Source organism: Sphingobium yanoikuyae, from assembly GCF_013001025.1.
GTDB classification, from domain to species: Bacteria; Pseudomonadota; Alphaproteobacteria; order Sphingomonadales; family Sphingomonadaceae; genus Sphingobium; species Sphingobium yanoikuyae_A.
The window spans coordinates 3899967-3925939 of sequence record NZ_CP053021.1 but is presented as its reverse complement, the minus strand read 5'-3'; the positions used below and the strand labels follow the sequence as shown (position 1 = coordinate 3925939).

Annotated in this window: 28 protein-coding genes and 1 tRNA gene; 12 read left to right on the top strand and 17 right to left on the bottom strand. The window is 60.6% G+C overall.

What is annotated here, in order from left to right; all coding sequences use genetic code 11:
- Window positions 1–25 precede the first annotated feature (25 nt).
- Window positions 26–4246 carry a translocation/assembly module TamB domain-containing protein gene (locus tag HH800_RS18875; protein ID WP_169861972.1) on the bottom strand — a complete coding sequence of 1407 codons (4221 nt, stop codon included), beginning with the start codon at window positions 4244–4246 and terminating at the stop codon, window positions 26–28.
- Window positions 4246–6417 carry a BamA/TamA family outer membrane protein gene (locus tag HH800_RS18870; protein WP_169861971.1) on the bottom strand — a complete coding sequence of 724 codons (2172 nt, stop codon included), beginning with the start codon at window positions 6415–6417 and terminating at the stop codon, window positions 4246–4248. The genes HH800_RS18875 and HH800_RS18870 overlap by 1 nt, the downstream gene beginning before the upstream one ends.
- Window positions 6418–6567: 150 nt before the next feature.
- Here HH800_RS18870 and recJ point away from each other — a divergent pair, with 150 nt between their 5' ends.
- Together recJ and HH800_RS18860 are read left to right on the top strand one after the other, a co-directional pair.
- Window positions 6568–8334: a single-stranded-DNA-specific exonuclease RecJ gene (recJ, locus tag HH800_RS18865; RefSeq protein WP_169861970.1), complete on the top strand. Its 1767-nt coding sequence runs from the start codon at window positions 6568–6570 to the stop codon at window positions 8332–8334.
- A gap of 101 nt (window positions 8335–8435) precedes the next feature.
- Window positions 8436–8510: transfer RNA gene (locus HH800_RS18860), tRNA-Glu, on the top strand.
- Window positions 8511–8617: 107 nt separating this feature from the next.
- On the opposite strand, the gene HH800_RS18855 is transcribed toward HH800_RS18860, so the two are convergent.
- The 5 genes from HH800_RS18855 to HH800_RS18835 all read right to left on the bottom strand — a co-directional run bounded on the left by HH800_RS18855 (window position 8618) and on the right by HH800_RS18835 (window position 11353).
- A complete protein-coding gene (locus HH800_RS18855) occupies window positions 8618–9226 on the bottom strand; it encodes a hypothetical protein (protein WP_235681922.1) in 609 nt (202 codons plus the stop codon).
- Window positions 9214–9810 carry a hypothetical protein gene (locus tag HH800_RS18850; protein WP_169861969.1) on the bottom strand — a complete coding sequence of 199 codons (597 nt, stop codon included), beginning with the start codon at window positions 9808–9810 and terminating at the stop codon, window positions 9214–9216. Before HH800_RS18850 ends, HH800_RS18855 begins: the two co-directional genes overlap by 13 nt.
- Window positions 9807–10250, bottom strand: a complete 444-nt coding sequence (locus tag HH800_RS18845) for a hypothetical protein (protein WP_235681921.1) — start codon at window positions 10248–10250, stop codon at window positions 9807–9809. The genes HH800_RS18850 and HH800_RS18845 overlap by 4 nt, the downstream gene beginning before the upstream one ends.
- Window positions 10251–10457: 207 nt before the next feature.
- Window positions 10458–10823 (bottom strand): hypothetical protein, encoded by a 366-nt coding sequence (locus tag HH800_RS18840; RefSeq protein ID WP_169861967.1) that lies wholly within the window; start codon window positions 10821–10823, stop codon window positions 10458–10460.
- Window positions 10820–11353, bottom strand: coding sequence for a hypothetical protein (locus tag HH800_RS18835; protein WP_169861966.1), 534 nt, complete (start codon window positions 11351–11353; stop codon window positions 10820–10822). The genes HH800_RS18840 and HH800_RS18835 overlap by 4 nt, the downstream gene beginning before the upstream one ends.
- A gap of 335 nt (window positions 11354–11688) precedes the next feature.
- Here HH800_RS18835 and HH800_RS18830 point away from each other — a divergent pair, with 335 nt between their 5' ends.
- The 8 genes from HH800_RS18830 (at window position 11689) to arsH (ending at window position 17562) form a co-directional block, all read left to right on the top strand.
- Entirely contained in the window at window positions 11689–11895 is a 207-nt protein-coding gene (locus HH800_RS18830; RefSeq protein WP_153039521.1) for a hypothetical protein, read from the top strand.
- A gap of 86 nt (window positions 11896–11981) precedes the next feature.
- The gene (locus HH800_RS18825; RefSeq protein WP_201039033.1) at window positions 11982–12812 is read left to right on the top strand and encodes a 3-keto-disaccharide hydrolase; all 831 of its coding nucleotides are present in this window, start codon (window positions 11982–11984) and stop codon (window positions 12810–12812) included.
- Window positions 12813–13059: 247 nt separating this feature from the next.
- Entirely contained in the window at window positions 13060–14283 is a 1224-nt protein-coding gene (locus HH800_RS18820) for a Fic family protein (protein ID WP_037523018.1), read from the top strand.
- Window positions 14284–14498: 215 nt separating this feature from the next.
- Window positions 14499–14828, top strand: coding sequence for an ArsR/SmtB family transcription factor (locus HH800_RS18815; RefSeq protein ID WP_048938527.1), 330 nt, complete (start codon window positions 14499–14501; stop codon window positions 14826–14828).
- Window positions 14829–14838: 10 nt separating this feature from the next.
- Entirely contained in the window at window positions 14839–15252 is a 414-nt protein-coding gene (gene arsC, locus HH800_RS18810; protein ID WP_037523022.1) for an arsenate reductase (glutaredoxin), read from the top strand.
- On the top strand, window positions 15249–15785 hold the full coding sequence (locus HH800_RS18805) for a GNAT family N-acetyltransferase (RefSeq protein ID WP_037523024.1): 537 nt from the start codon (window positions 15249–15251) through the stop codon (window positions 15783–15785). The genes arsC and HH800_RS18805 overlap by 4 nt, the downstream gene beginning before the upstream one ends.
- Window positions 15786–15790: 5 nt before the next feature.
- Window positions 15791–16819, top strand: coding sequence for an ACR3 family arsenite efflux transporter (arsB, locus tag HH800_RS18800; protein WP_037523025.1), 1029 nt, complete (start codon window positions 15791–15793; stop codon window positions 16817–16819).
- Entirely contained in the window at window positions 16816–17562 is a 747-nt protein-coding gene (gene arsH / locus HH800_RS18795; protein WP_037523027.1) for an arsenical resistance protein ArsH, read from the top strand. The genes arsB and arsH overlap by 4 nt, the downstream gene beginning before the upstream one ends.
- Before the next feature lie 603 nt (window positions 17563–18165).
- Here arsH and HH800_RS18790 read toward each other — a convergent pair.
- The 3 genes from HH800_RS18790 to HH800_RS18780 all read right to left on the bottom strand — a co-directional run bounded on the left by HH800_RS18790 (window position 18166) and on the right by HH800_RS18780 (window position 19254).
- Window positions 18166–18480, bottom strand: coding sequence for a hypothetical protein (locus HH800_RS18790; RefSeq protein ID WP_328805790.1), 315 nt, complete (start codon window positions 18478–18480; stop codon window positions 18166–18168).
- A 79-nt stretch (window positions 18481–18559) separates the two neighbouring features.
- The gene (locus HH800_RS18785; protein WP_234831478.1) at window positions 18560–18886 is read right to left on the bottom strand and encodes a hypothetical protein; all 327 of its coding nucleotides are present in this window, start codon (window positions 18884–18886) and stop codon (window positions 18560–18562) included.
- Window positions 18883–19254: a hypothetical protein gene (locus HH800_RS18780; RefSeq protein ID WP_037523030.1), complete on the bottom strand. Its 372-nt coding sequence runs from the start codon at window positions 19252–19254 to the stop codon at window positions 18883–18885. Before HH800_RS18780 ends, HH800_RS18785 begins: the two co-directional genes overlap by 4 nt.
- A gap of 678 nt (window positions 19255–19932) precedes the next feature.
- Between HH800_RS18780 and HH800_RS18775 the strand changes: the two genes are divergently transcribed.
- Complete coding sequence (locus HH800_RS18775) at window positions 19933–20163, top strand: hypothetical protein (protein WP_125999339.1); 231 nt, start codon at window positions 19933–19935, stop codon at window positions 20161–20163.
- A 133-nt stretch (window positions 20164–20296) separates the two neighbouring features.
- Here HH800_RS18775 and HH800_RS18770 read toward each other — a convergent pair whose 3' ends face one another.
- Window positions 20297–20647, bottom strand: coding sequence for a response regulator (locus HH800_RS18770; protein ID WP_037523031.1), 351 nt, complete (start codon window positions 20645–20647; stop codon window positions 20297–20299).
- Window positions 20648–20981: 334 nt separating this feature from the next.
- Between HH800_RS18770 and HH800_RS18765 the strand changes: the two genes are divergently transcribed.
- A complete protein-coding gene (locus tag HH800_RS18765) occupies window positions 20982–21779 on the top strand; it encodes a spermidine synthase (RefSeq protein WP_125999340.1) in 798 nt (265 codons plus the stop codon).
- A 337-nt stretch (window positions 21780–22116) separates the two neighbouring features.
- On the opposite strand, the gene HH800_RS18760 is transcribed toward HH800_RS18765, so the two are convergent.
- The 6 genes from HH800_RS18760 to HH800_RS18735 all read right to left on the bottom strand — a co-directional run bounded on the left by HH800_RS18760 (window position 22117) and on the right by HH800_RS18735 (window position 25847).
- A complete protein-coding gene (locus tag HH800_RS18760) occupies window positions 22117–22341 on the bottom strand; it encodes a hypothetical protein (RefSeq protein WP_234831964.1) in 225 nt (74 codons plus the stop codon).
- Between the two features lie 8 nt (window positions 22342–22349).
- Entirely contained in the window at window positions 22350–22559 is a 210-nt protein-coding gene (locus HH800_RS18755) for a hypothetical protein (RefSeq protein ID WP_080572788.1), read from the bottom strand.
- A gap of 708 nt (window positions 22560–23267) precedes the next feature.
- Window positions 23268–23504 (bottom strand): hypothetical protein, encoded by a 237-nt coding sequence (locus HH800_RS18750; RefSeq protein ID WP_155276538.1) that lies wholly within the window; start codon window positions 23502–23504, stop codon window positions 23268–23270.
- Window positions 23488–23694 (bottom strand): hypothetical protein, encoded by a 207-nt coding sequence (locus HH800_RS18745; RefSeq protein ID WP_004209707.1) that lies wholly within the window; start codon window positions 23692–23694, stop codon window positions 23488–23490. Before HH800_RS18745 ends, HH800_RS18750 begins: the two co-directional genes overlap by 17 nt.
- A gap of 434 nt (window positions 23695–24128) precedes the next feature.
- A complete protein-coding gene (locus HH800_RS18740) occupies window positions 24129–24335 on the bottom strand; it encodes a cold-shock protein (RefSeq protein WP_010335983.1) in 207 nt (68 codons plus the stop codon).
- A gap of 537 nt (window positions 24336–24872) precedes the next feature.
- Entirely contained in the window at window positions 24873–25847 is a 975-nt protein-coding gene (locus tag HH800_RS18735; RefSeq protein ID WP_122130081.1) for a fumarylacetoacetate hydrolase family protein, read from the bottom strand.
- Between the last annotated feature and the right edge of the window lie 126 nt (window positions 25848–25973).

The following is a 25973-nucleotide window of genomic DNA, read 5'->3' as shown; positions in this document are numbered from 1 at the left end:
GTGGCGGCGCCACCCTGGCGCCGGATCAATAGTCCCTAGAATAACGAAGTGCGGCGGAAGATCCCGCATTGGTGCCGGTCTTCGACAGGATGCTCAGCGTCTTCGACAGGGCGACTTCCAGCTGGGTGGCGGTAAAGCCCTTCGAGTCCGTCACGACCTCCACATAGATATTGTTGGAGATATGCTGGCCGACGGCGAGCGACGTGCCGCGCCCGGTATCCTCGTCACCGCCGACGATGCCGATCCGGTCGAGACCCGATGCGCCCTGCAGCTTGCCCATCGGATTGAGCCCGCCACTGCCGCCGCGCAGGCCGTTGAGAGCGGCGGCCAACTGGATCGCCTGGGTAGCGGACAGATTGGCGACATTGTCACCGAACAGGATGCGCGAGAGAATCTCGTCCTGCGGCAATGTCGGCGTCGACACGAATGTGATGTCCGGCTGCTGCGCGGTGCCGGCGACGGCGATGCCCGCGCTGACATCGTCAATCTCGGTCAGCGCCTTGATCGCCAGCGTCGGGTTCATCATGTCGCCATTGAAGGTGATGACGCCCTGATCCAGGTCGAACTGGTGGCCCGAGAAGCTGTAGCGGCCGCGGATCACCTCGATCTTGCCGCTGACGCGCGGCTTGGTCGCGGTGCCGGTGACGCGCATGTCGGTCTTCCATTCGGAATCGAGGCCCATGCCGGTGACATAGATCTGGTTGTCGGCGCGCAGGCGGATGTCGAGTTTCCAGTTGGTCGGCGATGCAGCGGCGGCCTTGCGGTCGGCGATACGCTGCGCCAGCACATCCTGGCCCTCGCCCTTGCGGCGGACGCCCTGCAATTCACGAATCTCGGTGCCGCCCTGCCAGGCGACGCGATAGCGGGTCTCGGGCAGCGACAGGTCGCCCTTGATCAAGCCGCCATTTTCCGCGCTGTTGGTGATAGCGAGGGTACCGCTGACCACGCTGGTGATCGCTTCGCTGCGGGCGAGGCGGGCATGGTCCATCTTGACCGCGATGTTCATCGGGAAGCCGCTGTCGGCGGCCAGGCCCACCGTGCCGCTGGCCTGGACCGTGCCGTTGCCGGCGCGGCCGGAAAAGTCGCGAATGTCGAGCCGGTCGTTGGTGAAGCGGCCGTCGAGCTTCATCTGGGTGACGCGGGTGCCGAAACTCGTATTGTCATAGGTCAGCGCATTGGCGCGGACCAGGCCGTTGAGCTGCGGCGCGGTCAGTCGGCCGCCGAAATCGGCTGCGACCGCGATGCCGCCGCTCAGCCGCTGATCGGCAAGGCCGGCGAAGGAGAAGAGCACGTCGGCCGGGCCGGCATAGCGGATGCCGCCGCCCAGCGGCGCAGCCATCAGCTGTTCCGACCAGTTGGCGCCTGGTCCCGGCGGGGCCATGGTGGCGACGAAGCGGCCGATCGTGCTGTTGCCCCTGCGGATGAGGCCGCGCATGTCGCCGCCGGCGGAGGACAGCTTGCCCTCGACATTCATCGACACTGCGTCGGACACGGCGGCCAGGCTCGACCGGCGGAAATCGCTGATCGCCAGGCGTGTGGTCGCGGTCGGGAAGGCGGTCCCGTTCTGGCTGTAATCGACCATGCCGGTCGCCTTGCCGCCGATGCCCAGGCCCGGATTGGCGACATTGGCGATGGCGAGGTCGAAATCCTTGAAACGGGCCTGCAGCGCCGTGTCCGTGCCGAAATGGCCAGCCAGATCGACCTTGCCCTGCGGCAGCACCAGGCTGACCGGTTCCAGCCGATAGCCGGTCTTTTCCGCGCGGATGATCGCCGGCTGGTTCAGGCGGAAATCGACATTGCTGGCCTTGCCCTGCAGCGCGACGGCATAGAGGTCGGGGCGCAGTGCGGCGTTGACCGCGACCGAGAAGGGTACGCCGCTGGAACCATCGGCGACCAGCTGGGCCTTGCCCCGGCCGCCCTGATAATCGAGCTTTGCCCGCGCCTTGCGCACGACATAGTCGCCATAGGCGGCGTTCGCCATCTGCACGTCGGCGATCACCTTGGGCTGGTCGCTCAGCAGCATGGAGGCGGTGACGACGGCGCGGCCGATGACGATGTCGGCCTCGCCCGGCAGCTTGGCATTGCTGGCGGTCGCGTTGACGTCGACGCCCTGTAGCTTGCCGACGGCATTGAGTTTCACCGCACCGGTGATGCCCGACCCGTTCATCGCCAGCTGGCCGGTGAAGGGGCCAGCATTGGACTGCTGGATGCGGCCGTTCATGTCGACCCCGGCGAAGCGCGCCTTGGTCACGTCGATCGTCAGCGGCCCTTGTGCGGTGCGGATCAGCACATTGGCGAAGAAGGGGCCATAGGGCGATCCGCCGGTGGCATCGAGGCGATAGCCGGCCGGTTCGCCATTCAGCTTGGCAACGACATCGGTCAGCTGCACGCCGACATTGGGACGCGGCGCGCGCAGCACTGCCTGCGGCCGGTCCGCCGTGCCGCGCACGGTCAGGAACAGCGGGCCATATTGTTTCGAATAGGCTTCGGTGTCGAAGGCGAGCTGGCCGTTGGTGTCATAGCTGCCCGAACCGGACTTGATCTGGAAATTGGGCGCGGCGCCCTTGAGCCCCGCCAGGGTGAACTTGCCCTCCGGCGTCATGCCGATCCTGCCGGACATCACCGCATTGCCGCCCAGGAAGTCGCGGACCGAGGCATTTTCCCAGCGCGCTGTGCGCACGCCGAACATGCCCGACAGGCCGAAGCCGCCCTTGGGACCGGGGATCAGCTTGACGTCGGTGTTGAGGTTGACGATGCCGACGCCGTCGATCCGATAGTCGTTGACCCGCCCCTTCAGCGCGCCGCGGTAGATGGCGTTGTCAAGATCGGCGAGGATGATGGCGGTGGCGTCGATCTTGTCGCTGTCGAGCTTGAGATTGTCGCTGATCAGCTTGCCGCCGGCATAGGCAAAGTCGCCCTTCACCCGCAAATTGGTCATCAGGCCGCCGGCGGCGGCATTGAGGCCGGTGACGCGCTTCGCGGTCGCGTTGACCGGGATGCGGATGCGATCGGCGTCGATCACGGCGCGGCCGCTGGCCTTCAGATTCTCGATGCCGGTGGCGTCGAAGGCGAGGGATGTGGCGCTGATGTCATAATCGATGAAGGGCGTCGCCATCGGCCCGTCGAGGATGATTGAGGCGCGGACATCCTTGCCCTTCACCTTGTCCATGAAGGCGCCCGGTTGCAGCAGCGCGGCATTGATCTTGAGCGCGCTGAATGTGCTCTTGCCCAGGTCCACCAGACCTTGCGCATCGGCCGACATGGCGGGCGAGCGCAGCGACCCCTTGAGGTTGACGCGCCGTTCGTTGAGGCCGGCGAACAGGTCGACGTCGAGCTGCGGCCGGGTCAGCCGGTCGGCAATGTCGCCATAGACGAGGCCGGGGCGCAGCGGCCCCTTGGCGGTGAAGCTGCCGTCGCGGGCGGCGAGCGCGATATTGGCCAGTTCGCCCTTGGGCGTGGTGGCGATCAGCTTGCCGTTCCAGGCCTGCCAGGTGCCCTTGCCGTCGAGCGAGGCGGTCATGCCGTCGGGCAGGCCGCTCATCGCCGCGATCACGCCGCCCTTGGGCGCGGTCAGCGTGCCGCTCATCGCCAGGCGATTCTGTGCCGGCACCGCGTCCAGCTTCGCCTGCAGCCGATCGCCGCTGTCGACCACCGCATTGGCGGACAGCTGGGCGCGGCCGTCAGCGATATGGACGACGCTGTCGATCGCGATCTCGCGCTTCTGGCCGATCACCGGCTTGGCGAGCAGGAAACGGTCGAGCCGCATCCGGTCGACGTCGATGTCGAGGTCGGGCAGGATCGGCGCATTGGGATCGGTCGGGGTCTGGTTGAATTGCGGGCTGCGCGCCAGCACCACCAGCGGGCTTTCCAGATTTTGCACCGAAATATGGTTCTGGAGGTAGCGGAACGGGCGCCAGACGACATGGACCCTGGGGCTGACCGCGAACACGCCCTTGGGATCGCGCAGGATCAGGTCGTGGATGGTCATGTCGCTATAGATCGATCCCTCGATCCGGCCGACCTCGATCCCCATGCCCGATTCCATCTTGAGCGCGGCGATCTGCTTGATGAGGAAACTCTTGCCCGGCTGGGTATCGAGGAACAGCAGCAGGCCCGCGACCAGCACCACCAGCCCGACGATCAGGCCGGCCAGGCCGATGGCGATCTTCTGCCACAGCGGGCGGCCCTGGCGGATCACCACGGACTCGGTCGCTTCGGGCGCGGGGGGAGGGGTATCTGCCGCCATCAGAAGGCCTGTCCGATACCGATGTAGAGGGCGAATTTGGATTCGCCGGGCTGGCGGTTGATCGGCATGGCTATATCTGCGCGGAAGGGTCCGAAATTGGTGTAGAAACGTCCGCCCAGGCCCACGCCATAGCGGATGTCGGAAAATTGCGGGATCTGGCTTTCATAGACCTGACCCGCATCGACGAAGGCGACGACGCCATAATTGCCGAAGCGATAGCGGCCCTCGACCGCAAATTCATTGACCGATCGGCCGCCGATCGGATCATTGTTCGCGTCCTTTGGCCCCAGTTCCTGATAGCCATAGCCGCGCACCGACCCGCCACCGCCGGCATAGATGCGCCGCGAAGGCGCGACATCGTCGCGGGCGACGCCGTTGATCATGCCGATCTTGGTCCGCGCCGCCAGCACGAAACTGTCGGAAATCGGATAATAGCCGGCCAGGTCGAAGCTGGCGCGGACATAGGGCGAGACATTGCCCTGCAGGGACGCCTCGGGCGATACGCGCAGATTGGCGCGGAAGCCGCTGGTGGGGTTGAGCAGGTCGTTGGAGCGGTCATAGCCGACCTGCACCGGCAGTGCGCCGATGAAATAGGTCAGCCGCTTGTTTTCGCCGCTTTCGTCGATCGTGGTATTTTCGTTCGAAAGCAGGATTTCGCCGCCATAGGTATAGGTCCAGCGCTTCTGGAAGATCGGTGTCGACTGGCGCGACCAGCTGGCGTTGAGGCCCAGGGTGAAGGCTTCATAGGCGTCATATTTCTGGTGGTTGACGCCGGCGCCGGCCTGGAAGGTCTTGTCGCGCTTGCCCGCATTGGACCGGCGGAAGGTGCCCGATACGCCCTGTTCCTGGGTGCCGGCGATGACGCTGGCGATCAGGGCGCCTTCGGGCGGGAACAAGTTGCGATGGGTCCAGCTGCCTTCGGCGCGGAAGCCCTGTCCGGTGCCATAGCCCAGTTCGCCGGCCAGCCGCCGGGCCGGGCCGGCTTCCTGATCGACATGCAGGTCGACATATTCGGTGCCATCCGGGCCGGGCTCGCCGGTCTGGACCGGATCGACCGCGACGCTGGCGAACAGGCCGGTCGCGACCAGCGCCTTGCGCAGATCGTCGACCTTGCGGCTGTCATAAAGGTCGCCTTTGTCGAAGCGGGCGATCACCGCCATATGGTCTGCGCCGAACGCCTGCTTCTCGCCGCTGGTGGTAATGGTGCGGAATGTGCCGCGCGGGCCCGGCTCGACCGGCAGGGTATAGTCGCCGGTCACGGTCGCGGGATCGAGCAAGATGTCGCGGTCGCCGATCCTGGCGAAGGCATAACCATGCTCCGGCAGCTTGAGCGCGACATTGGCCTCCGCCGCCTCGACCGCAGTGGCGACGATATAATCGCCGGTCTTCAAGGTCAGGCTGTCGCGGATCAGGCCGGGCGGGATCGTCTCGGGCGCATGGATGACGATCTCGTTGATCTTGTAGCGCTTGCCCGGCGTTACCGACAGGATCGCCTTCAGCGTGCCATCCTGCTGCTGGTCGAGCGAGGCGAGGGCGGTGGCATCATAATAGCCTTCCGAATGGAACAGCCGCACCGCCAGTTGCTCGTCGGCCTGGGCGCGCTGCTGCACCATTGATGCGGTCTCGGCCTTGCCCTTGCCGTCGACCAGGGCTGACGCGGCGCGGAATTCATCCTCCAGGCCGGTCTTGCCGAAACCGTCAAGCTGGGTCGCGTAGCGGACCTCGGGCATCTTTTCGTCGCTGTCATCATCGGCGACATTTTCCGGCACGGTCACGCTGTCGAGCGCGGGCAGCGGCTGGGCCAGTTCGGTTTCGACCGGCGGCTCGGTGGCGGGGGGCAGTTCGGCGCCGGTCGCGGGTGCCGTGCCGCTGGCCGGCGCGCTGCCTTGGGAACCGCCCTGGGCCGGCATCTGCTGGTCCAGCCAGTCGTCGATCGAGGGCAAGGGGGCCTTGCTGTCGGTCCCGCTATTGCTAGCCTTGTCGTCGACGTTGCCGGCGCCGGGCAGGCGCGCGTTGAACTCGTCGTCGGGCAGGATCGGTTCTTCGTCGGCGGGCGCTGTGGTGCTGGGGGCGCTGGCCGGAACCGTCTGCGCCATCAGGGGCAGGGGAGAGGCGGCTGCCATGATCATGCCCAGCGCATGCCGAACATATCTCGCCTGCCGCTTCTTCATCTGTCTGCGATGCCCCTTTCGCACCGGGCATCCCATATGTCCGGCAAACAGGCAATACGCCCAATGACTTGCAACGGTTCCGCCTGCGTGACGATTTCGCCCGGCGGCGCGGCGCTTCCATCGGTGCCCCCGCCGGTCTAGAGCCGCTTCATGACATTTGCGCTCAACATCACCCGTTCGATCACTGGCCAGCCCTGGCGCTGGCGCGGCCTGGGGGCGGACGCGCGTTCGCCCGGCTATCAGCCCGACGATCTGGTGGCGCAGCTGCTGCTGGCGCGCGGCTGTCCGCCCGACGGGGTGGAGGCGCATCGCAACCCGACCATCCGCCATTTCATGCCCGACCCCAGCCTGTTCCGCGACATGGATGCGGCGGCCGAGCGGCTGGCCGATGCAGTCCAGCGCGGCGAGGATGTCCGCATCTTCGGCGATTATGACGTCGATGGCGCGACCAGCGCGGCGCTGCTGATCCGGTTGCTGCGCGACATTGGCCTGGATGCCCGGCCCTATATCCCCGACCGGCTGATGGAGGGCTATGGCCCGTCGGGCGAGGCGCTGGTGCGGCTTGCGGGGGATGGCGCGCAACTGATCGTCACCGTCGATTGCGGCGCGCAGGCGTTCGAGGCGCTCGACATGGCTAAGGCGGCCGGGGTCGATGTCGTCGTCGTCGACCATCATAAATGCGCGGCGGCGCTGCCGGTGGCGCTGGCGCTGGTCAATCCCAACCGGCTGGACGAAAATGCGGGCGCGGCCGTCCATGGCCATCTCGCCGCCGTTGGCATGGCCTTCCTGCTGGGTGCGGCCTTGCTGCGGACGCTGCGCGCGCGCGGCTGGTTCGCGACCCGGCCGGAACCGGCGATCATGGAGTTGCTCGACATCGTCGCGCTCGGCACCGTCGCCGACGTCGCGCAGCTCAAGGGGCTCAACCGCGCCTTCGTGGCGCAGGGGCTCAAGGTCATGGCCAAGCGGCGCAATATCGGCCTTGCCGCGCTGATGGACGCCAGCCGCCTCAATCGTGCGCCGCTCTGCCATGATCTGGGCTTCGCGCTCGGGCCGCGCATCAATGCCGGCGGGCGTGTCGGCAAGGCGGATCTGGGGGTGCGGCTGCTGACCACCGAAGATCCGGCCGAGGCCGCGCGAATCGCCGCCGAACTGGATCGGTTGAACGAGGAACGGCGCGCGATCGAATCGATCGTGCAGGAACAGGCGGAGGCCTTGCTGGCGGCGCAGGACAATCGGGCCGTGGCGCTGGTCGCCGGGCCGGGCTGGCATCCCGGCGTCATCGGCATCGTTGCCGGGCGGCTCAAGGAACGGGCCGGCCGTCCCGCCATCGTCGTCGCGCTGGACGAGGATGGCGTGGGCAAAGGGTCGGGCCGCTCCATTTCCGGCGTCGATCTGGGCGCGGCGGTGCTGGCGGCCAAGGATAGCGGCCTGCTGGTCGCGGGCGGCGGCCATGCGATGGCGGCGGGGCTTACCGTGATGGCCGACAAGGTCGATGCGCTGGCCGAGTTCCTGGACGATCGCCTGTCGGCCGCCGTTGTCCGTGCGCGGGACGAGCGGGCGCTGCTGATCGACGCGGTGCTGGCGCCGGCCGGGGTCAATCCCGACTTCGTCGCCGCGATCGAGGCGGGCGGCCCCTATGGCGCAGGCTGGCCCGCGCCGTTGATCGCCGCCGGGCCGATGCGGGTGATTCGCGCCGATGTGGTCGGCAATGGCCATTTGCGGGCGATCATGGCGGGCGATGATGGCCGGTCGATCAAGACGATCGCCTTCCGCCAGGCCGAATCGGAACTGGGTCAGGCGATTCTGGGTGCGCCGCGCGACCGCCGCCTGTGGGTGGCGGGCCGTGCGAAGATCGACGATTGGGGCAGCCGACCCGCCGCAGAGCTGCATCTGGAGGACGCCGCCTGGGCGGATTGAGAAAGATTGCAATTTTCTTGCGCAAAGGGGGTTGACCCTTTCGCCAGTCCCGCCTAATTGCGCCCTCGCTTCGCAGCGCTGCCACGGCGGCGACAACGAACGGCCCCTTCGTCTAGCGGTTAGGACGCGGCCCTTTCACGGCTGAAACACGGGTTCGATTCCCGTAGGGGTCACCATATTTTTCAATGGCTTAGGCGACTGCCTGAGAAAGTTGTCAAATATAGGTCAAATAAGCATGCAGGAGCATGCTGGGAAAATCTGACACGCCTGTGGATTTCCTTTTTCAATTTTCCATATCGATAGTGTCTCGGTCTGCGTTTGGCCTGAGCTGGAAATTTCTGATTCCCTTTCCCCCGCTCAGGTAATCGGCGAGCAACTCTGCCTTGGCCGCACGCCACATCCTTCGCCGTTCTGCTTCGGGCTCGGGCGGCAGGATCATGGAGAATGGACTGGTTGAACGTAGAGTTCTCCCGGTCGGGGACTTCTGAAGCATATAGGCGATGATCTCATCGATGGATCGCCTCAGTAGAAAGCGCCATGCCCTGTTTCCAATGGTCGCACGATGGCTTGCCAGCTGCCGGTCATTCTCCGCCTGCGCCTGAATGATGAGGTCCAGATTGGCCCGAAGCGCGGCGATAAGACGGCGGGCAAGGATGAGCTTCCTCCTCTCGCCTATGTCATGCGCGTTCAGTTCATGGGGCGGCGGCTCCTCGATTTCCCGCGTCCAGTACCGGCAAGGCAGATGGACGATCCCGAAGACGTTGATCTCGGCCTGGGGGTATCCATTTTCGATCAACCAATCCTGCAGGCTCTGCCCCTCACCAAGAGTGAGGGGCTTGGGAAAGCCATAGCGCCAGCCATGGGGCGGATCGATCATCGTCACTTTACGCATGAGCCGCCCTCCTTCTGAAAGCTGATCCAGGCGTTCCATGCATCATGGCAGCCACTATCCGAACAGACGTCGCGTGCCTGGCCGGTAAACCCATTCATCGACAGCCGGCGTGCCGGGAGCAGGATATGGATGTGAGCGGCATTTGATGACCCCGCCAGATAGGGCAGATGGAGAACCATCAGTGCGGCGAGCTGCTCCTGACGCACAAAATAGCTCCGAACCCACGCTCGCACCTGCTCCCATCCCACATTCGGTGGCTGATCTGATGGCAGTGCCAGGGTGAATTGGGCGTATCCGGTCCGCTCAGCCGCGGGCAGCATCGCATCGTAGCGCTGCAGCAGATAGCTGAGGTCCATATATTCACCGCTGGCTGCGTCAGGCAGCAGCAAATCATGACGCGATGCCTTGTGCCCGGCAGGCGTCAGCTTCGCCATAACCATGTCGGCTATTCCGGCACGATGTACATCCTGTTTGTAGAAGTAGCGGATATATTTGAAGCTGCCGTCATCGGCAGGATCCAGCGTGAAGCAGGACAGCATCTCTGGCTGATCGGCCGTGGCAGGCTTCGATTTGGCTTTGCTCATGCCGCCTCCTGCCACTGCGTGCTGGTCTGCGCCGCCAGCGAGAGACCGGCTTCAAAGCGCCGGGCATCGGGGCAAGGCGCATGGGTGGAGAATTGCAGGCCGCGCCGGTGTGCCAGGATGAATGGCTGATCGACTTCATCGGGCGGGCAGAACCAGTAGCGGTCCTCAAACCATGCGCGCTGATAGCCGGTAAACCACTGATCGTCTTTGCAGCGATAAATGTCGTATTTCACGACTGGACCAGAGAAGCGCGCGAGCAGCAGGTCCATACCATACGGCCTCGCGACCGCGCTGACGTCATTTAGCCCGATGTTCGGCCCGGTCCGGGTCCCGACGATCAGGAGATTGGCGCCTTCCAGTAGCACGCCATGCCGCGCGCCCGGGAAGCGCCGCTCCGGGCTGAAGTCGATCGGCCCGCCAATATCTGCCGCCAGCATCATGATGGCGCGATGGGTTGCAGCTTTGATCCACGGCAAGCCGTTCGCGCTCCCGAAGGAACACGGTGTAACATTATCCTGCATATTGAGAGACTTTCGCGTTGAGGGCGCGCGGCAGCCGAGCGGTGCCGCGCCTTGCCCCTTTTTTCATTCCATTTTGCTCAGCTGCCTGAGCCACTTCAAACTTGGCCTTCGCCGCGGCGGCGGCGCCTACTCGTCCGAGATGTCCACCGTCTTTATGTAAACCGTGACCACCGGCGGCCTGGCTGGCTTGGAAAAGCCGTCGCCGTGGACCGGACAGAGAGTGGCAACGATGCGATTACGCATGAGCATTTCTCCCGGATCGCCGCATCGTTGGCAGGTAACCTTGGACCGCTCTTCGGCTGCGGCGATGTAGGGTCGTGCTTCGGGAACCCTGGGCTCGAGATAAATCCGGAGCGAACCGAATTTTTCCTTCGCCTCGTCCACGCAGGCCGTGATGCCGTTCGCCGCGAGATCAGACAGGAGGTCGCGGTAGAGCTGCGCCCAGCCAACCGGCAGGTTGTCCAGCCATCGGAGATTGTCGTTCCCGCTCATGCGCAACGCCCTTCCACGGTCAGCTCCCAGTGGCGTCGGGCGGTCGAGAAACCGAGCCGTTCTGCTTCTGCGGTTGACCAGGGCAGAGTTGGCAGCGGACAAATGCCGCCGCGATCGACCATGAATGCCCGCATCTCGTCGCGGCTCTCCGGATTTGTGACCAGGTGGATCGGCCCGCCGGGTTCCTGAAGCCACATCCCGAGGCTCGTGATGATCTGAACCTCACCATCGCGCCACAGCAACAGCGTGATGTAGTTGCCGGCCTGCTTTCCTGAGACGTGGCTCGGCTCGACCAGGAGAAGATCAGTTCGACACTCGGCAACGGCTTTGATGAGGGCGGTGAGCGAGAGCTTCTTTTGCCAGTGCGCCATCACGATGTTGGCGCGGTCGGCATATTCGAAGTCCGCTAGCACGGACGGCATTGGCGATGTGCAAGGCTCGACCATCCAGCCGACCATCCCGGCGAATGCGCGAGCGGCCTCCTTCGCAAGCGCGATGCGCTTGCGGTCTTCTTCACTGACATAGATCATTTGAGGTGGGTTCTTTCTCCCCACCCTGCGGCGGCTGCAGCCGTCAGGGTGAGGATGAGATTTTCATTTCAATAATTGCAGCCACCTGCTGCTCTTCAAGCCCTTAAGACAATTTGTGTGGCTGTTTTCTGCCTGAAGCCCGATCAGGCCGATTTTATCGAATCCGCAATCGCTCGAATGAGGCAATGGCACTTGCGATCGATAAGAGCCGGATCGGCGATGTCAGCGTGTGCGGATCAGAAATGATGAGGGCTTTTACATCTCAGTGTGGTCTGCAATCACGCGAATAATTGCTTCGCCCAAAGGACTCCAGAATTGCACGATACTCGCTGTCGGTGATCGGCAAAATTGAGCCATGGCGCTTTAAAATTGAACCAAAATCGATGTCATCGGCAGCGATCCAACCTTTGGGCGATCCTGTACCGGATCATGCGAGGGTGGTGGACGCAATCGCGCGGCGCGATCCGCGCAAAGCCCGAACGAGCATGGAAATTCTCATCGCCCTCGCCCTTGAAGATATGAAGACCGTTCTGGATGGATGATCTGAAATTTCACTGTGGGGGAATGCGGAGCGTTAGTGGGGAGCATTGTTTTCACCTCCCTTTCTGGCGATGAGTTTGGCTGACCGGTGGATCGGCACAACGGCAACAAGGAGAAGAAGCGCATGCTCGGAGCAGGATCGACCAGGCCATTGCGACAAATCGCTGCGCTCTTTGGTATAGGCCTGTTGTCTGGGGCGGCGGCCCCTGCCACCAAATGGGAGCCCATATTCGACGGGAAGGATTTGTCCGGCTGGGTTCCGAAAATCACGGGCCATGCCCTGGGCGAGGATCCTCGACACACTTTCATCGTAAAAGATGGCGCTATCCACGTCTCCTACGACGAATATGAGGCCTTCAACGGAGAGTTCGGCCACCTGTTCTGGCACACGCAACTCAAGTCATTTCGGATTCGTTTTGAATATCGTTTCACTGGTCAGTCCATCGCGGGTATCAAGCCGTGGCAGGCCACCAACTCCGGGCTTATGCTTCTTGCTCAAGCGCCAGAAACGATGCGAAAGGATCAGGCGTTTCCGGTGAGCCTGGAAATGCAGTTGCTTGGCGTCCCTCGCCCGTCGGAGGAACCCAGCGGCAATCTGTGTACACCGGGAACGACCGTCGTCGTCGATGGCAATCGCGACCTGCCGCATTGCATCGCCTCCACCTCGCCTCTTATTCCCATCGGCCGCTGGACCGAGGCGGAAGTCGAAGTCCTTCCCTCTGGTCAGATTACGCATTTCATCGATGGGAAGCCAGTATTGCGTTATTCCGGGGCGCAACTGGATCCCGAAGATGATGACGCTCGCCCCTTGATTGCGACTGCGGGTGGCACGCTTCATCTCGGCAGAGGCTATGTCGCCTTGCAGAGTGAAGGGCATCCCGTCGAATTCCGGAAGATAATGTTGCAGCGTCTCGAATAGTCGGAGGTCTCTATCCGGCATCAGGGGGGGACGCCTGTATTGGATCCGACGCTAGGACTTTCGGAACGGGGCCCAGTAACGGAGGGCGAACTTCGGCAAGAAGATCGGCCAAATGACCGGCCAAATTGCCACTCCATAGCCCATCAGGCAGTGCGAAAAGTAAAGCATCAAGGCTGGAAAAACGGCTATTCTTGGGCTAATGTGAGCATAAGAGAACCGGCTAGAAGGATCGGCCAAAACTGTGGCAGTGAACGTCGAATCCCCCACTCAGATTGAGCCAGCACGGATCGATGCACCGGCCGGTGATTTGCCGGATCTCGTCGCCGAAATAGCAGCCAGGGCCGAAGGCCTCGGGCGAGCACTTCATCCGCAGACCGCACTCCATCTCGTCAGCCTCGTGCGAGTGATGAATACCTACTACAGTAACCTCATCGAGGGACACCGCACCCGTCCACGGGATATCGAGCGCGCGTTGGCCGGCGAACGCGATGACGATCAACGAGATCTCATGGCCGAAGCTGCAGCGCATTACCGCGTACAGGAAGCCATCGATCGCGCTGCCATTCATGGCGAACTTCCGGATCCTGCCGACCCCGATTTTATCCTGCAACTGCATCGAGATTTCTACGCGGATGCCTCGATCGACATGCTCACCGTGCGCGGTGGAGAGCGAAGCTTTGTAATGACGCCGGGCGAATGGCGATCAAGGGCTGAGCACGATGTCCAGATCGGCCGCCACATTCCGACATCGTCGGCCAGAGTGGCCGATTTCATGAGCTATTTCTTCTTGCGGTTTGCCTTTGAACCCGAGGATGGAATGCGCTTGACCGCAGTGGGAGCCGGGAAAGCAAAGCGCATACTGGCACTGGCAACAGCACACCACCGGTTCAATTGGATTCACCCCTTTCCCGATGGCAATGGCCGGATTAGTCGGTTGATGAGCCACGCCATGGCGCTCAAGGCAGGGATCGGCGCGCACGGGCTATGGTCGGTATCTCGAGGGCTTGCACGCGGGCTGGAGCCCGGAGATGCTGGCCGGACAGAATATCGCAAGTACATGGCCTCGGCCGATGCACCGCGTCAGGGAGATCGCGATGGCCGGGGAAACCTTTCCGAAGCGCATCTGGTGGGATTTGCTGAGTGGTTTCTCAAAGTCTGTCTCGATCAAATCAGCTACATGTCGAGCCTCTTCGAACTCGACACTCTATCGAAGCGGCTTGAGCGCCATGTGTTGATCACAGATGGCTTGTCTCCGGAGGGTAACTGGCTACTCCAGGAAGCCCTTATTCGAGGAGAATTCGAGCGGGGTGCTGCTCCGCGCCTTACGGGTCTGCCCGAGCGCAGCGCGCGACGCGTCCTAAAGGAGCTAACCGATGCTGGATTGCTGGCGTCGGATACCCCGAAGGGGCCCGTATCGCTTCGTTTCCCAAGTGACACCCAGGATACGCTTTTCCCAAAGCTCTTCGCCTAACAGCGACCCAAATTTGCCGTTCAAGGGGCGATTTTTGATCCCCAGGAGCAGACGGTCAGGTTTTCCCTTCCAACCGCGCGTCGAGCCGATCTCGGAATGTCAGCTTCCATCTAGCAATTGGTCCCAAGCTGCCCTCAAGCCTGACTGACGAATAAAGAATCGGGAATATCCGATATCTCATTGACGGGCCATATCGCATCGGATAATTTCGATGCATGGACACCGATGACGCCCTTGCCATTCTCTCCACCCTTGGCCATCCCACGCGGCTCGATGCGTTTCGGCTGCTGATCCGACATGAGCCGGATGGCTTGTCGACCGGCGAACTGGTCGAAGCGTCGGGGCTGACCCAGAGCACATTTTCGACGCATCTGGCCGTGATGGTGAAGGCCGGCCTGGTGCTGTCCGAGAAGCGTGGTCGCCAACAGATCCAGCGCGCCAACCTCGACGCGCTGCGCGGCCTCATGGTCTATCTGGCCAAGGATTGCTGCCAGGGGCGCGCCGAACTGTGCGAGCCGCTTCTGGCCGAACTTACCTGCTGCTGAAGAGGCAACAATGACCGATATCGTGATCTACCATAACCCGCTTTGCGGGACCTCTCGTAATGCCCTGGCCATGATCCGCAATGCGGGTATAGAGCCTCATGTTATCGAGTACCTGAAGACGCCGCCGAGCCGTGCGCTGCTCCTGGAACTCATTGACCGCGCCGGCATCACCCCGCGCGCTCTGCTGCGCGAGAAGGGGACGCCTTATGCCGAACTGGGCCTCCGCGACGAGACCTTGACGGACGAGGCCCTCGTCGACGCGATGATGGAGCATCCTATCCTCATCAACCGGCCGCTGGTCGTGTCGCCACTGGGCGTGAAGCTCTGCCGGCCTTCCGAAGCAGTGCTAGACCTGCTGCCGGCCGAGCAGCGCAGAACTTTCGTCAAGGAAGACGGCGAAGTCGTGGAAGCGACCCGGCGATGAGTCTTTCGGTTCGCCGGGCTGAGGTCGACGACGCGGACGCCATTGCCACCATTTATGCGCATCATGTTCTTCACGGCACGGCAACCTACGAAGTCGTGCCGCCGACCGCGGACGAGACCGTCGAGAAGATTTTGATGATCACCGGGCGGAGTTGGCCGTTCCTTGTCGCCTGCGATGGATCTGAGCTGGTGGGCTATGCCTACGCCACGCAGTTCCGGGATAGACCGGCCTATGCCTATGCTTGCGAGAACAGCATCTACGTAGCGCACGACCGGCGCGGTGGCGGCATCGGCAAGCTGTTGCTCAAGGCCTTGCTGGAGGCCGCCGATGCCTATGGCTTCCGGCAGATGGTCGCTGTCATCGGTGGCGGTGAACCGGCCTCCGTCGCACTGCACGGCTCTTGCGGCTTTGAGCAGGTCGGCTGCCTGACCGGCATGGGCTGGAAGGCCGGTCGCTGGCTCGACACAGTTTACATGCAGATCGCCTTGGGTGGCGGCACCGCGACCGCGCCTATCGCTTCCGGGAAGGACTGACGATCATGTCGCTGTTCGAACGCTATCTCTCGCTGTGGGTGGCCATGTGCATCGTAGTCGGGATCGGTCTCGGCCATTTGCTTCCCGGCGCCTTCGAGGCGATCGCAGCGCTGGAGATCGCCAACGTCAACCTCGTGGTGGCGGGCCTGATCTGGCTCATGATCATCCCGATGCTGCTACGGGTCGATTTCGGCGCCCTCCATAGCCTTCGGCAGCACTGGCGTGGTATCGGCATTACCCTCGTAGTGAACTGGGCGATCAAGCCATTCTCCATGGCATTGCTCGGCACCTTCTTCCTCGGCCACCTGTTCGCGCCGATGCTGCCTGAAGGCGTATCGTCGTCCTACATTGCCGGGCTGATCCTGCTGGCTGCTGCGCCTTGCACGGCGATGGTCTTCGTCTGGTCCAACCTCGTCGATGGTGAGCCGAACTACACCTTGAGCCAGGTGGCACTGAACGACCTGATCATGGTCCTTGCCTTCGCGCCGCTCGTAGGATTGCTGCTGGGCGTGGCATCGATTACCGTGCCGTGGAGCACGTTGGCGCTGTCGGTGGGACTCTACATCGTCGTCCCGGTGGTCATCTCGCAACTGCTCCGCCGAGTCCTACTTCGCGGGGGCGAGAAGCGGCTCCAGCATTTCCTGTCCGCCATTGGCCCGATCAGCCTTGCCAGCCTGCTGCTGACACTGGTGCTGCTGTTCGGCTTTCAGGGCGAGCAGATCATCCGGCAACCGCTGGTAATCGCGCTGATTGCCGTGCCGATCCTGTTTCAGGTCTATCTTAATGCCGGCATCGCCTATTGGCTCAGCCGCCGTTTTGGCGTGGCATGGTGCGTCGCTGGCCCTTCGGCGCTGATCGGTGCCTCCAATTTCTTTGAACTGGCTGTGGCCGCCGCCATCAGCCTTTTTGGCCTCAGTTCCGGCGCCGCGCTGGCAACGGTCGTGGGCGTGCTGGTCGAAGTGCCGGTGATGCTATCGATCGTCGCCTTGGTGAAGCGGACCCGTCCCTGGTACGAGAAAGGTATTTCCGCATGAGACTGCGCGAACTCGCCGCCCCCGATCACCTTCCTGCGCTAGACAAAGCTTTTGCGTTGGCTCGTCCCGCCAGCGGCCTTGGCCCGGATCAACCGCCTCCGCGTATTCTGCTGCTCTACGGCTCTCTGCGGGAACGCTCGTTTTCGCGCCTCGCCGTGGAAGAGGCGGCGCGCCTGCTAAAGTTCTTCGGCGCCGAGACGCGGATCTTCGATCCTAGCGACCTGCCGCTGCCCGATCAGATAGCGGGAGATGATCACCCGGCGGTGCATGAACTGCGGGAGCACGCGCTATGGTCGGAGGGCATGGTCTGGTGCAGTCCTGAGCGGCACGGCCAGATCAGCGGCATCATGAAGACGCAGATCGATCATCTGCCACTTCAGATGCGCGGGATGCGGCCGACGCAGGGAAGAACGCTTGCGGTCATGCAGGTGTCCGGCGGTTCGCAATCGTTCAATGCCGTCAATTCGCTGCGCTTGCTGGGCCGCTGGATGCGGATGTTCACGATTCCTAATCAGTCGTCAGTGGCGATGGCCTACAAGGAGTTCGACGAAGACGGCCGGATGCGGGCATCGAGCTACTACGAGCGCATCGTCGATGTGATGGAGGAACTGGTCCGCTTCACCGTGCTGATGAGGCCGCACGGGGTGCAGCTCGTTGACCGATACTCCGAACGGAAGGAGGCTGGGCTCCCGGTTGATAACGCAGCGGACCACTCCGCAATTGCAATCATGCCTCAATCCTGATTTTCGCCCTGACCATCGAATGACTGGAAAGAGCGCGTAGCGGCCATCTCCGCTGTCGACCCTTTGCCGCCGTTCAGCAGCCGATTTTTCATTCCCAGGTGCGGCCGGTCCGCTTTGCCGATCGGAACGTTCGAGACTGGCCGATTGCAGAATGACGGCTTTCAGCCCGCCGGTGAGCGATAGCTGCCGGTCGGTATAGGAGAGATAATCCTATGCAGTGGTTTGCGGTTAGGCGAGTGCAAGCTCAGCCTAGATCGGGATGAATCAACCTGTCCATCGCCTTCGCAGCGCGTTAAGCATAAAGTTCAGACATCTCACTATATATTTCGCTGACTGCTACCGATTGCGCGGAACATGCGTTTGAATTGCTCGGGAAAGCGATGCACGAGAATGAGATAAGCGATCATGGGTCGTACTCCATCGGGCGCGCGAGGGGCCAGCCCAACGCAACGCAGGTGTTTCCAGCCTCTGGAAATTCGGTCGAAACTCTCGACCGGCGTTCGATTTTTTGGAGAAGCGGCACCGGACATGCTCGGTACCGCTGATCACCAGTCAATATAGGGATCGCGGCGGCACATTATAAGACACAACGTCGGAGGCGCATCAAAATGGTGCCCATAATCGTTCGGCGTCATCGACCGCTTCAAACATGTCGCTTTCAGCCTGCATCTTATTGAGGTGAAGACGCACGGCGTCCGGGTCGCCATGCCGCGGAAATCCTCGATCCGCCTTGGCCGCCCTTGCTAGATCGCCGATCCAGCCGTCTCGGCCGTGCTGACCGATCAGCCAGGTGCCAAAGGCAATGTCCTCAAATGGGTCCTGTTCGATCGCTTCGCTATCCGTCATGGCCTGACCCGTCCCGCCAGTTGCCAGCCCCGTTTCGAAGGTTTGACCATGGGGCGACCACACAGCAGACATGCCGACATAAGCAAGCCATTTTCCACATGCTCCTCGACCGGATCGGGCCGATGCCGGCGCAGTAGATTGTGAAGGATCATCAAGGGGCTCCTGTCCCGCAATGAAGCGGACTTTGTCTTATTGAGGTTGCCTCCGCCACCCCCTCTGACACGACATGATTGGCTGGTTCTGCAGGCTCGGCCGCATCTTCGATCAGGAATTCTAGCGCGATCGCTGCATCCTCTGCGCTGAGCAAACGGCGCACGCCGGCTTCGATGTCGGCCGCCTCTACCGCCTGACGGCCCCAGGCCGCAGCCGCGCGCAGGGCAACGGCGCGAACATGGGCGAGCGGCGTCTCGGCCGCCCTCTGGCGGTGCAGTGCTTCTTGCTGCCTGCACATCAAAGCACTATTGAGTGCGATGGTCATGGTCGCCCGTCCGAACGCGCGTGGCGCACCCACAAAGGCACCCAGCGCCACGAGTTCATCGAAGAAGGGGGGCCAAGGAGATCGGAACCATCCGCCGCCATTCCTTCGATCCGGGCCTGGACTTTAGCCTGTTCGTCCCGCTTTTGCGCCTGCTCCAAGTCCTCCAGCTCGATCCGATGGCTCTCCAATCCGCTACCTGTTGGAATGTGGAGCGTCGTCGCAATCCACTGATAGACCGTCCCTGTATTGCTTGCAAAAGCCTCTTCGTCGGTATCGAGTGCATAGGTACCTGCAGGCAGGAACCCAAGTCCTGGTAACTGGAAAGGCGCCCTGAATGTCACGGATGTGCTGCTCGTACGCTTCGTCATGGACGTAGCCAGCAGGTTTTATCCAAGGGCGTGCATTGATGTTGCAGAGTCATCACTCTCTCCCGAAAGCAGGCGGGAGCACGATGGTCTCTCTGTCACGAAATGCCTGCGGCATTATATGGGTGATGCGTCATCCTAGCACATCTCCCGATAGTCCTTGCATCAATTCGGCTGTCTGAAGAATGATGTATGTCGCCGATACGGCCAATGTCCTGGAACAGAATAAATGAAGAGCGACAGGCCTGGGACACCCCGGCACCTCGGCTTGTCGGCTCCGTCCCTGGTAACCGGTTCAGCCGCCGATTTTCCATCCAAAAGTGTGACCGGTCCGCCTGCCGATTTTGGATGCGAGATAGTGGCAGATAGCTGTCTGTCCTTTTCCCGAGCTGGGAAAATGGTTGCGGGCGGAAATAGCTGCCAAATGGCTGTCGACCAGAAAGGACCTTGTTTCCTCTCCCGTTTACGGGAGGAGCATGACAGTAATCCATCCATCCCGCTCATTCAGCGCGCCGAATTCATCCACGCCCCTTAAATCAGGGGTTCGGGAGCGATCTTCGAAGCTGCGGAACGTCAATCGGATTGGTTGTGTCGCTGTGACTATGGTATGGCAGCTAATCGCTGCGCAAATCGCAGTGGCTGAGAGACACATGCGCTCCCGAAAATACAGGAGAGACGCATATGTGCCCGTCCACTTCCGCCATCGATCTTGCCGATATGCTTATCCGCGCGAAAGACAGGGTAGGTGGTAATCCGTCCCAATGCCTTGAACGTTTGACCGCGCTTCTCGGTGCAGCACGGGAGAAACTGGCTCGCGGCACGAATCTCTCCAATGCCGACATCCAAAAGCTGAACGAGGCTTTGGATGAATGGCAGAATAAATGGGCGAGCCCGCTTGAACCTCGGAAATGACGCAATACATCCCTCGACGAAAATTCGCGCGATGCAGAGTTTCTCCAAAAATTTACTTACTCTGCCAGATTGCTTTTCAAGAATTAGTTCGGTGCCCGGATTTTGACTTGAATGATGATGGAAGGGATCACCGTCATAATGCGTCAGTAGCGCCGTTCCGAAGGAGCGCAAAAAGCCTTTCCAACGGTTTTCCTGGCTTCATGACCAGCGGCAAGTCGGGATGCTGCGCGTGCAGCTCTGGAGGAAGGCCCGCAGCGCTGTACACTATGAAGGGTATTGCGGTTTCCATCAGGAAAAGTGCGAGAGGCGTGACGTCGCGATCCCGGAGATTTGCGTCTACGATGGCAGCGTCAATCTTCGCCTGAGTCAGGAAAGTTAGAGCCTCACCGACCGTTGAAAACGGCCCGGCGACTGTGCCGCCTACACTCTCCACATTATCACAAATCACCATCGCAATCAGCGGGTCGTCCTCGACGACCAGCACGCACGATCCTGACAGCATATGTCCTCCCTAGAAGCGGGAGCACGAGGTCTCTCAGCCGGTGACGCGCCACACATGTCACCGATAGACTGTAAGCGGATTGATATGGATTAAGTTCCCAAATTCATTTGTTATTTTAGCGACTAATCGTGGTGCCCATATATTGTTGGTCGAGACGCATTGGCTATTTCCCGCCAAATCGCAGTCTCCAAGGCTACACCGTGCGGTATAGCCTTCCTTGCCATGCCTCCAAAAGGCAGGCATGGTTCCGTGTCACCGCGTAATCGACGCCACTTCGGTTTACGGCGCGCTTGATCCAGAACGCGACAGGAATTCCATGAACTATAGCGGAACGCGCATTGCGCGGTCGTCGCCCCCTGCCTGCAATGACGCCTGGAATGGCAAAGACGCATCCCCAGAAAGGAAAGGAGTACAGGAAAACGGGGCAGGATCGGACAAAAGCCTCCCGATAATTACGGTCGATATTGCCGATATTCCGGGCGGTGGCCAGCTTCACCTCCTCCAGTGTGGGACAGAGTTCTCGATCCAGTTTGGCGATGATGAGTTGATGGGCAGTCGAGATCATGAATCCGAGAAGGCTCTCGCAAGGCTGACCCAAGAGCGTCTTGTTCAGCGCGATGGCAATATTTTGATTGGCGGCCTCGGCATGGGCTTCACCCTTGGGGCTGCGCTCGACGCCTGGTCACAAAGCGCGACCATCACGGTTGCCGAGCTCGTGCCCAAAATCATAAGCTGGGCGAACGGACCTTTGATGCACTTGTTCGGTACCAATCTGACAGATCCGCGAGTCAGAATTCAATTGGCCGACGTGTTTGATGTCATTACCCATGAGAAGGATCGCTTCGATGCCATTCTGCTCGACGTCGATAATGGTCCAGACGGTTTCATCAGAAAAAGCAACGACAGGCTTTATTCGACCGACGGCTTGGAAATGGCGTATGCAGCACTGAAACCGGGCGGCCTACTGTCGATATGGTCAGCCTACAGCGATGACGCATTTGCCGAAAGGCTGGAGCAGGCCGGATTCTGTCTGGATGAGATCTTGTTGCCAGCCTTTAGCGGCAGCGCCGAACGCTGGCACAATATCTGGTTCGCAGCCAAGGGCGGGGCCTGACAGTCCGTACCAGCTTTTCAAGCATGAGACTGAGCCTGCCAGGCTTCCATTCGCTACAGCGCGCGACCGGGCTTGGCAGGCATCGTCGTTCTCAGGTCAGTAAACCGGAGACTCCCATTTGATTTGTCGTGATGGCACTTGGCCGGGTTAGTTCAGAATTGCCACTGCTGTAGAGGCGATGAAGCCTCTTCGCGTTGCAACACGGAAATGATCTTCGCATAGGCACGAGCCAAATCCTCGTGTCTGGCTCTGATCGCAGGATTCTCCGCAAGCTCAGCATGCTTCAACTCGGCCAATCTCCGGCGGTTAAGATAGTCGAACCGACCCATGGCCATATTCATCGTGCTGACGGCGGATGGTGGCGGGCCACATGCGACCGGGAGCGTGTGACAGAACCTTCAATCAGCTTACCCTTCATTAAAACGCGAAGTGCATCGGCATCCCGTGGGTCAAGCAGAACGATCCGCACGCCGCCAGAGTCGAGCGCTTCGAGAACCGAAATCCTGAAGCCGTTTTTTTGGCAGACCAGCCGCACGGCGTCGGCTGATTCCATGATGTTCATGGCCCTGCTCATATCCGCTCCCCCCGCTGCTCGTTCAAAGCGAAAGGGGCTGAACCATCGGGACGCTGCGATCGATAGGGGTGCACATGCTCCCGAATGCGCTGCGCATAACCGTTGGCCAAACGCTGATGCGCATGGGAGGCAGCCCGGCAATGCGCGCTTTGGGCACGCAGCAACTCTTCCTGCTCGCGCTTGAGCAAATAATTTAGATCTTCCACGGATGGGCTCCCTCAGCTGGCAAGCGGGAGCACGTTGGTCTCTCTGTCACGGCGAATGCTTGCAGCAAATTTCGCGCAATAATTCTGTTTATCAAATAATATTCTCAATGTCCATAATTCAATTTAGAAATAACACGAAAAACCTTAAAAATTATTGAATCGACATAGCAACGATATTTCATAAAATATAATGCATGATATTTGAGATCAAATATGTATGGCACCATTAATTATTTTGAAAAAATTATATTATACCATATTCACTTTGATATCTATTTAACATCATAACAAGTTTTATAGATTTTCATAATTCATCGATCTTCAGATCGTCCCAGCCATCCAATATGCCGCTCCTCCACTCTGTTCGAGAATTCGGCATAATTGGTTGGCAACCAAGAAATGCGCTCGCTCACCTGGCGCTGACAGCAAATGCAGCGCCCGCTCATGACCATGGATGGCCTGGCGGGCTGCCTTCCCCTGCCCATCCATGCCTGTTTTGCCGCCGGCCCAATGGAACTGCCTTCATACCCATCGCCTTGACAGTGGAGATGACGGTGCTGGACTGCATCCCAAGCTTGTTGGCTTATGGTCGGGGTTCCGCATATTCATCAGCGCGACCTTGCGCTGTTCGTGACCCAGCCCTTGGCCATCGGGCAACGATGCGCGGATGCTTAAGCGCAAAAACATCAATGATAAATCTGACAATATCTATCCGAGTTCTTCGAGAATTCGCTTTACCGCCTCAAGCCCCGAAGAGCTTTTTACCGCGATATCTAGTGGTCGGCCGCCGAGGCCGGGCTCTTCGCCGTTCAGAAATGCGATGGCGCCCTGAGAGCCCAATCGGGCTATGGCAAGTTCAAGAATATGCCCTTGGCGCTCGATCTGATCCGAAGATAGATATGGACCGTCGAACCGTCTTCCAGCCCGCTCAATCAAGATGCTCATCCTTTTTTCGCATCTTGTCCAGCGCTTGTCTTTTGCGGTCGATCTGGACCAGCAAAGCGCGATCAGACATGATCTGCCATGCAGCTTTTGACCGCAGGCAGCGCTCTTTCACATTCGCCAGATTGGTTTCCTGCGCCTCTTTGTCGCATTGTGCGACGCGGGCCAGGTAGAAGTCGATCGTGGCGGGCATGTCGATCTCCTGCGAGTTGGATGTCGTTGCGACGGACGTCAATCGATCATTTCAGCGACAGCCCTGCGCAATTCGCGCACGGGCAGAGTGCCCAAAGGGACGTTTTGGTAAAATGAACGCGGCGTTTTGCCAGTCGCGGGCGATAATTTGGCATGAGCCATATTCGAACGGATACTGAGATTCATGATATTCCTGAAACACGCATCTTGGCGTGTGATGTAATGAAAAAGTCTCGCTAAACGGCGCCTTGTGTCGGCGCATAAGGCGCACAAGAACAGCCGGAGCATAACCCGCCACAGCTTGGGCGGGGCCAAGTGGTCACATTTCGAGCGCTTGCGCGGTACGGTCTTGCCATCCAATGATCAGGCAAACCGGCGCGACGGGATGCCGCGCCGCTAATGCATTATAGGGGGCGCTTTGCCTCGACGACTATCTTAAGCAGTCTCAAGGTTCACAGCAGACTGTTTGCCCCTCCGATCTGCTTCTACTTCGTAACTCAGGCGCTGATCCTTATGCAGCGTTATCATTCCCGCGCGCTCGACAGCAGAAATATGGACGAAGCTGTCCGGTCCGCCATCTTCGGGCGCCAGGAAGCCATAGCCCTTGTCAGCATTGAAGAATTTTACGGTGCCGATAGGCATGAGTGTTTCCTTTCACGAAAACAGAGAATCCACCTGCGAAATTGCAGGCGAAGCTGATAGCGCAAGAAAGGAAGCGGCACCCAAATGGGGGAAAGCTCCGTCGCAGGCGACGTTAAGCATCAACAAAAATACGGTATAATTGAAAAATGTCAATCCTAAAATCAATTTCGCTACAGAAGTGAAATGAAATTTTTACTAAAAATGAAATTGCAACCTCTAATATTATCGATTTTTATATATAGATATGAATTACATGCGTTATTTTATAGCCAAGTGCGAAAGTGTGGTCGACGCGTTTATAATAGTTCGCATCTCCGTTCAATTTGGTGACCATTTTTGCACTCATGCTCAGCGCGGCCGGTTTTGGATGGTCAAAAAGCGGCAGTTGAAGTGCCCGTATGGTTGGCGCCGTGGAAGGCTCGTTTGCGATCTCCGCATGTCCGGAATCAACGATCCGGCCCTCAGGACCGGACGGTCGGGAAAGTCCCAAAGATGGCTCGCCCGGCGACATTCCCAGACAGAATGCCAAGCTCGAAATCAGCGACTTGTTTCTACAACCTGCTGGCTGATGCTGCCAAATGGCGAGCCTTTGTCCTTAATCGCGGCCAGCGAAACGCGATCACCGAAGGCAAGGAAAGGCGTCTTTGTCTCTCCTTGCTCGATCACATCGATAGCGCGGCGCTCGGAGATGCAGCAGGAACCCAGTTTCGCATAATCGGCATTGGACACGGTGCCCGATCCGACGATGGTGCCGGCGACCAGATCGCGCGTGCGGGCGGCATGGGCGACAAGTTCGTGAAAGCCGAATGCCATTTCGCCGCCATGGGGATTTCCGAACCAGGCGCCGTTGACATGAACCTCCAGCGGCAGATGGACGCGGCCGTCCTGCCAGGCTTCGTCCAGCTCATCGGGCGTGACCGCAAAGGGCGCGACAGAGCAGGCGGGCTTGGCCTGAACCCAGCCGAACCCGGTCTTCATCTCGATCGGCGCGATCGCGCGCAGCGACCAGTCGTTGATGAGCAGGACCAGCTTGATATGGGATAGCGCGTCCTGTGCGCTGGTGCCCATCGGCACGGCATCGGTAATGACGCCGAACTCGCCTTCGAAATCGATGCCGTCAGCTTCGCTGGGAAGTCGCACATCCTGCGTTCCGGACAGGAAGCGATCGGACAGGCCCTGATACATCAGCGGCCGGTCGGTTTCGATCGGCGGCAGGTTGAACGCCTTCTGCATCAGCTCGCCATGCTGTGGGAAAGCGGAGCCGTCGAGCCATTGCCAGGCGCGGGGCAGGGGAGCGAGCAGCCGGCTTTCGTCCAGCACATCGCCTTCCCCCTGTTCCAGCCGGTCGGCTAGGAGTCGCAGCGCCGGCTCCACGCTGTCCCATCGCTCGATCGCCTGCTGCAGCGTATCTGCTACACCGTCCGCGGGCAGGCAGCGACGCGCATCGCGGGAGACGACTGCCAGACAACCGTCCGGCTGACTGAAATGGAGCGTGTTGCTGCCCTCCGGCAGAATGATTCTACAAGTTCGTGAATGACCGCTTTCCTGGGTGGGTTTCTCCGAAGGCGACAATGGCGAAAGTCCTATGTTCTGCCTCTTCTGGGCAGAGAGAATTCGGAGTTACACAATGATCGTCGT

What these genes read in the sequence shown, in the direction of transcription:
- HH800_RS18740 (WP_010335983.1), bottom strand. Translation starts at nt 24,335, where the DNA reads ATGCCTATCGGCACCGTAAAATTCTTCAATGCTGACAAGGGCTATGGC.
- HH800_RS18855 (WP_235681922.1), bottom strand. Translation starts at nt 9,226, where the DNA reads ATGCGTAAAGTGACGATGATCGATCCGCCCCATGGCTGGCGCTATGGC.
- HH800_RS18745 (WP_004209707.1), bottom strand. Translation starts at nt 23,694, where the DNA reads ATGCCCGCCACGATCGACTTCTACCTGGCCCGCGTCGCACAATGCGAC.
- HH800_RS18835 (WP_169861966.1), bottom strand. Translation starts at nt 11,353, where the DNA reads ATGATCTATGTCAGTGAAGAAGACCGCAAGCGCATCGCGCTTGCGAAG.
- HH800_RS18775 (WP_125999339.1), top strand. Translation starts at nt 19,933, where the DNA reads ATGTGCCCGTCCACTTCCGCCATCGATCTTGCCGATATGCTTATCCGC.
- HH800_RS18785 (WP_234831478.1), bottom strand. Translation starts at nt 18,886, where the DNA reads ATGACCATCGCACTCAATAGTGCTTTGATGTGCAGGCAGCAAGAAGCA.
- HH800_RS18850 (WP_169861969.1), bottom strand. Translation starts at nt 9,810, where the DNA reads ATGAGCAAAGCCAAATCGAAGCCTGCCACGGCCGATCAGCCAGAGATG.
- HH800_RS18845 (WP_235681921.1), bottom strand. Translation starts at nt 10,250, where the DNA reads ATGATGCTGGCGGCAGATATTGGCGGGCCGATCGACTTCAGCCCGGAG.
- arsH (WP_037523027.1), top strand. Translation starts at nt 16,816, where the DNA reads ATGAGACTGCGCGAACTCGCCGCCCCCGATCACCTTCCTGCGCTAGAC.
- arsB (WP_037523025.1), top strand. Translation starts at nt 15,791, where the DNA reads ATGTCGCTGTTCGAACGCTATCTCTCGCTGTGGGTGGCCATGTGCATC.
- HH800_RS18790 (WP_328805790.1), bottom strand. Translation starts at nt 18,480, where the DNA reads ATGTCTGCTGTGTGGTCGCCCCATGGTCAAACCTTCGAAACGGGGCTG.
- HH800_RS18760 (WP_234831964.1), bottom strand. Translation starts at nt 22,341, where the DNA reads ATGAACATCATGGAATCAGCCGACGCCGTGCGGCTGGTCTGCCAAAAA.
- HH800_RS18805 (WP_037523024.1), top strand. Translation starts at nt 15,249, where the DNA reads ATGAGTCTTTCGGTTCGCCGGGCTGAGGTCGACGACGCGGACGCCATT.
- HH800_RS18840 (WP_169861967.1), bottom strand. Translation starts at nt 10,823, where the DNA reads ATGAGCGGGAACGACAATCTCCGATGGCTGGACAACCTGCCGGTTGGC.
- HH800_RS18780 (WP_037523030.1), bottom strand. Translation starts at nt 19,254, where the DNA reads ATGACGAAGCGTACGAGCAGCACATCCGTGACATTCAGGGCGCCTTTC.
- HH800_RS18875 (WP_169861972.1), bottom strand. Translation starts at nt 4,246, where the DNA reads ATGGCGGCAGATACCCCTCCCCCCGCGCCCGAAGCGACCGAGTCCGTG.
- HH800_RS18870 (WP_169861971.1), bottom strand. Translation starts at nt 6,417, where the DNA reads ATGAAGAAGCGGCAGGCGAGATATGTTCGGCATGCGCTGGGCATGATC.
- recJ (WP_169861970.1), top strand. Translation starts at nt 6,568, where the DNA reads ATGACATTTGCGCTCAACATCACCCGTTCGATCACTGGCCAGCCCTGG.
- HH800_RS18815 (WP_048938527.1), top strand. Translation starts at nt 14,499, where the DNA reads ATGGACACCGATGACGCCCTTGCCATTCTCTCCACCCTTGGCCATCCC.
- arsC (WP_037523022.1), top strand. Translation starts at nt 14,839, where the DNA reads ATGACCGATATCGTGATCTACCATAACCCGCTTTGCGGGACCTCTCGT.
- HH800_RS18765 (WP_125999340.1), top strand. Translation starts at nt 20,982, where the DNA reads ATGAACTATAGCGGAACGCGCATTGCGCGGTCGTCGCCCCCTGCCTGC.
- HH800_RS18750 (WP_155276538.1), bottom strand. Translation starts at nt 23,504, where the DNA reads ATGAGCATCTTGATTGAGCGGGCTGGAAGACGGTTCGACGGTCCATAT.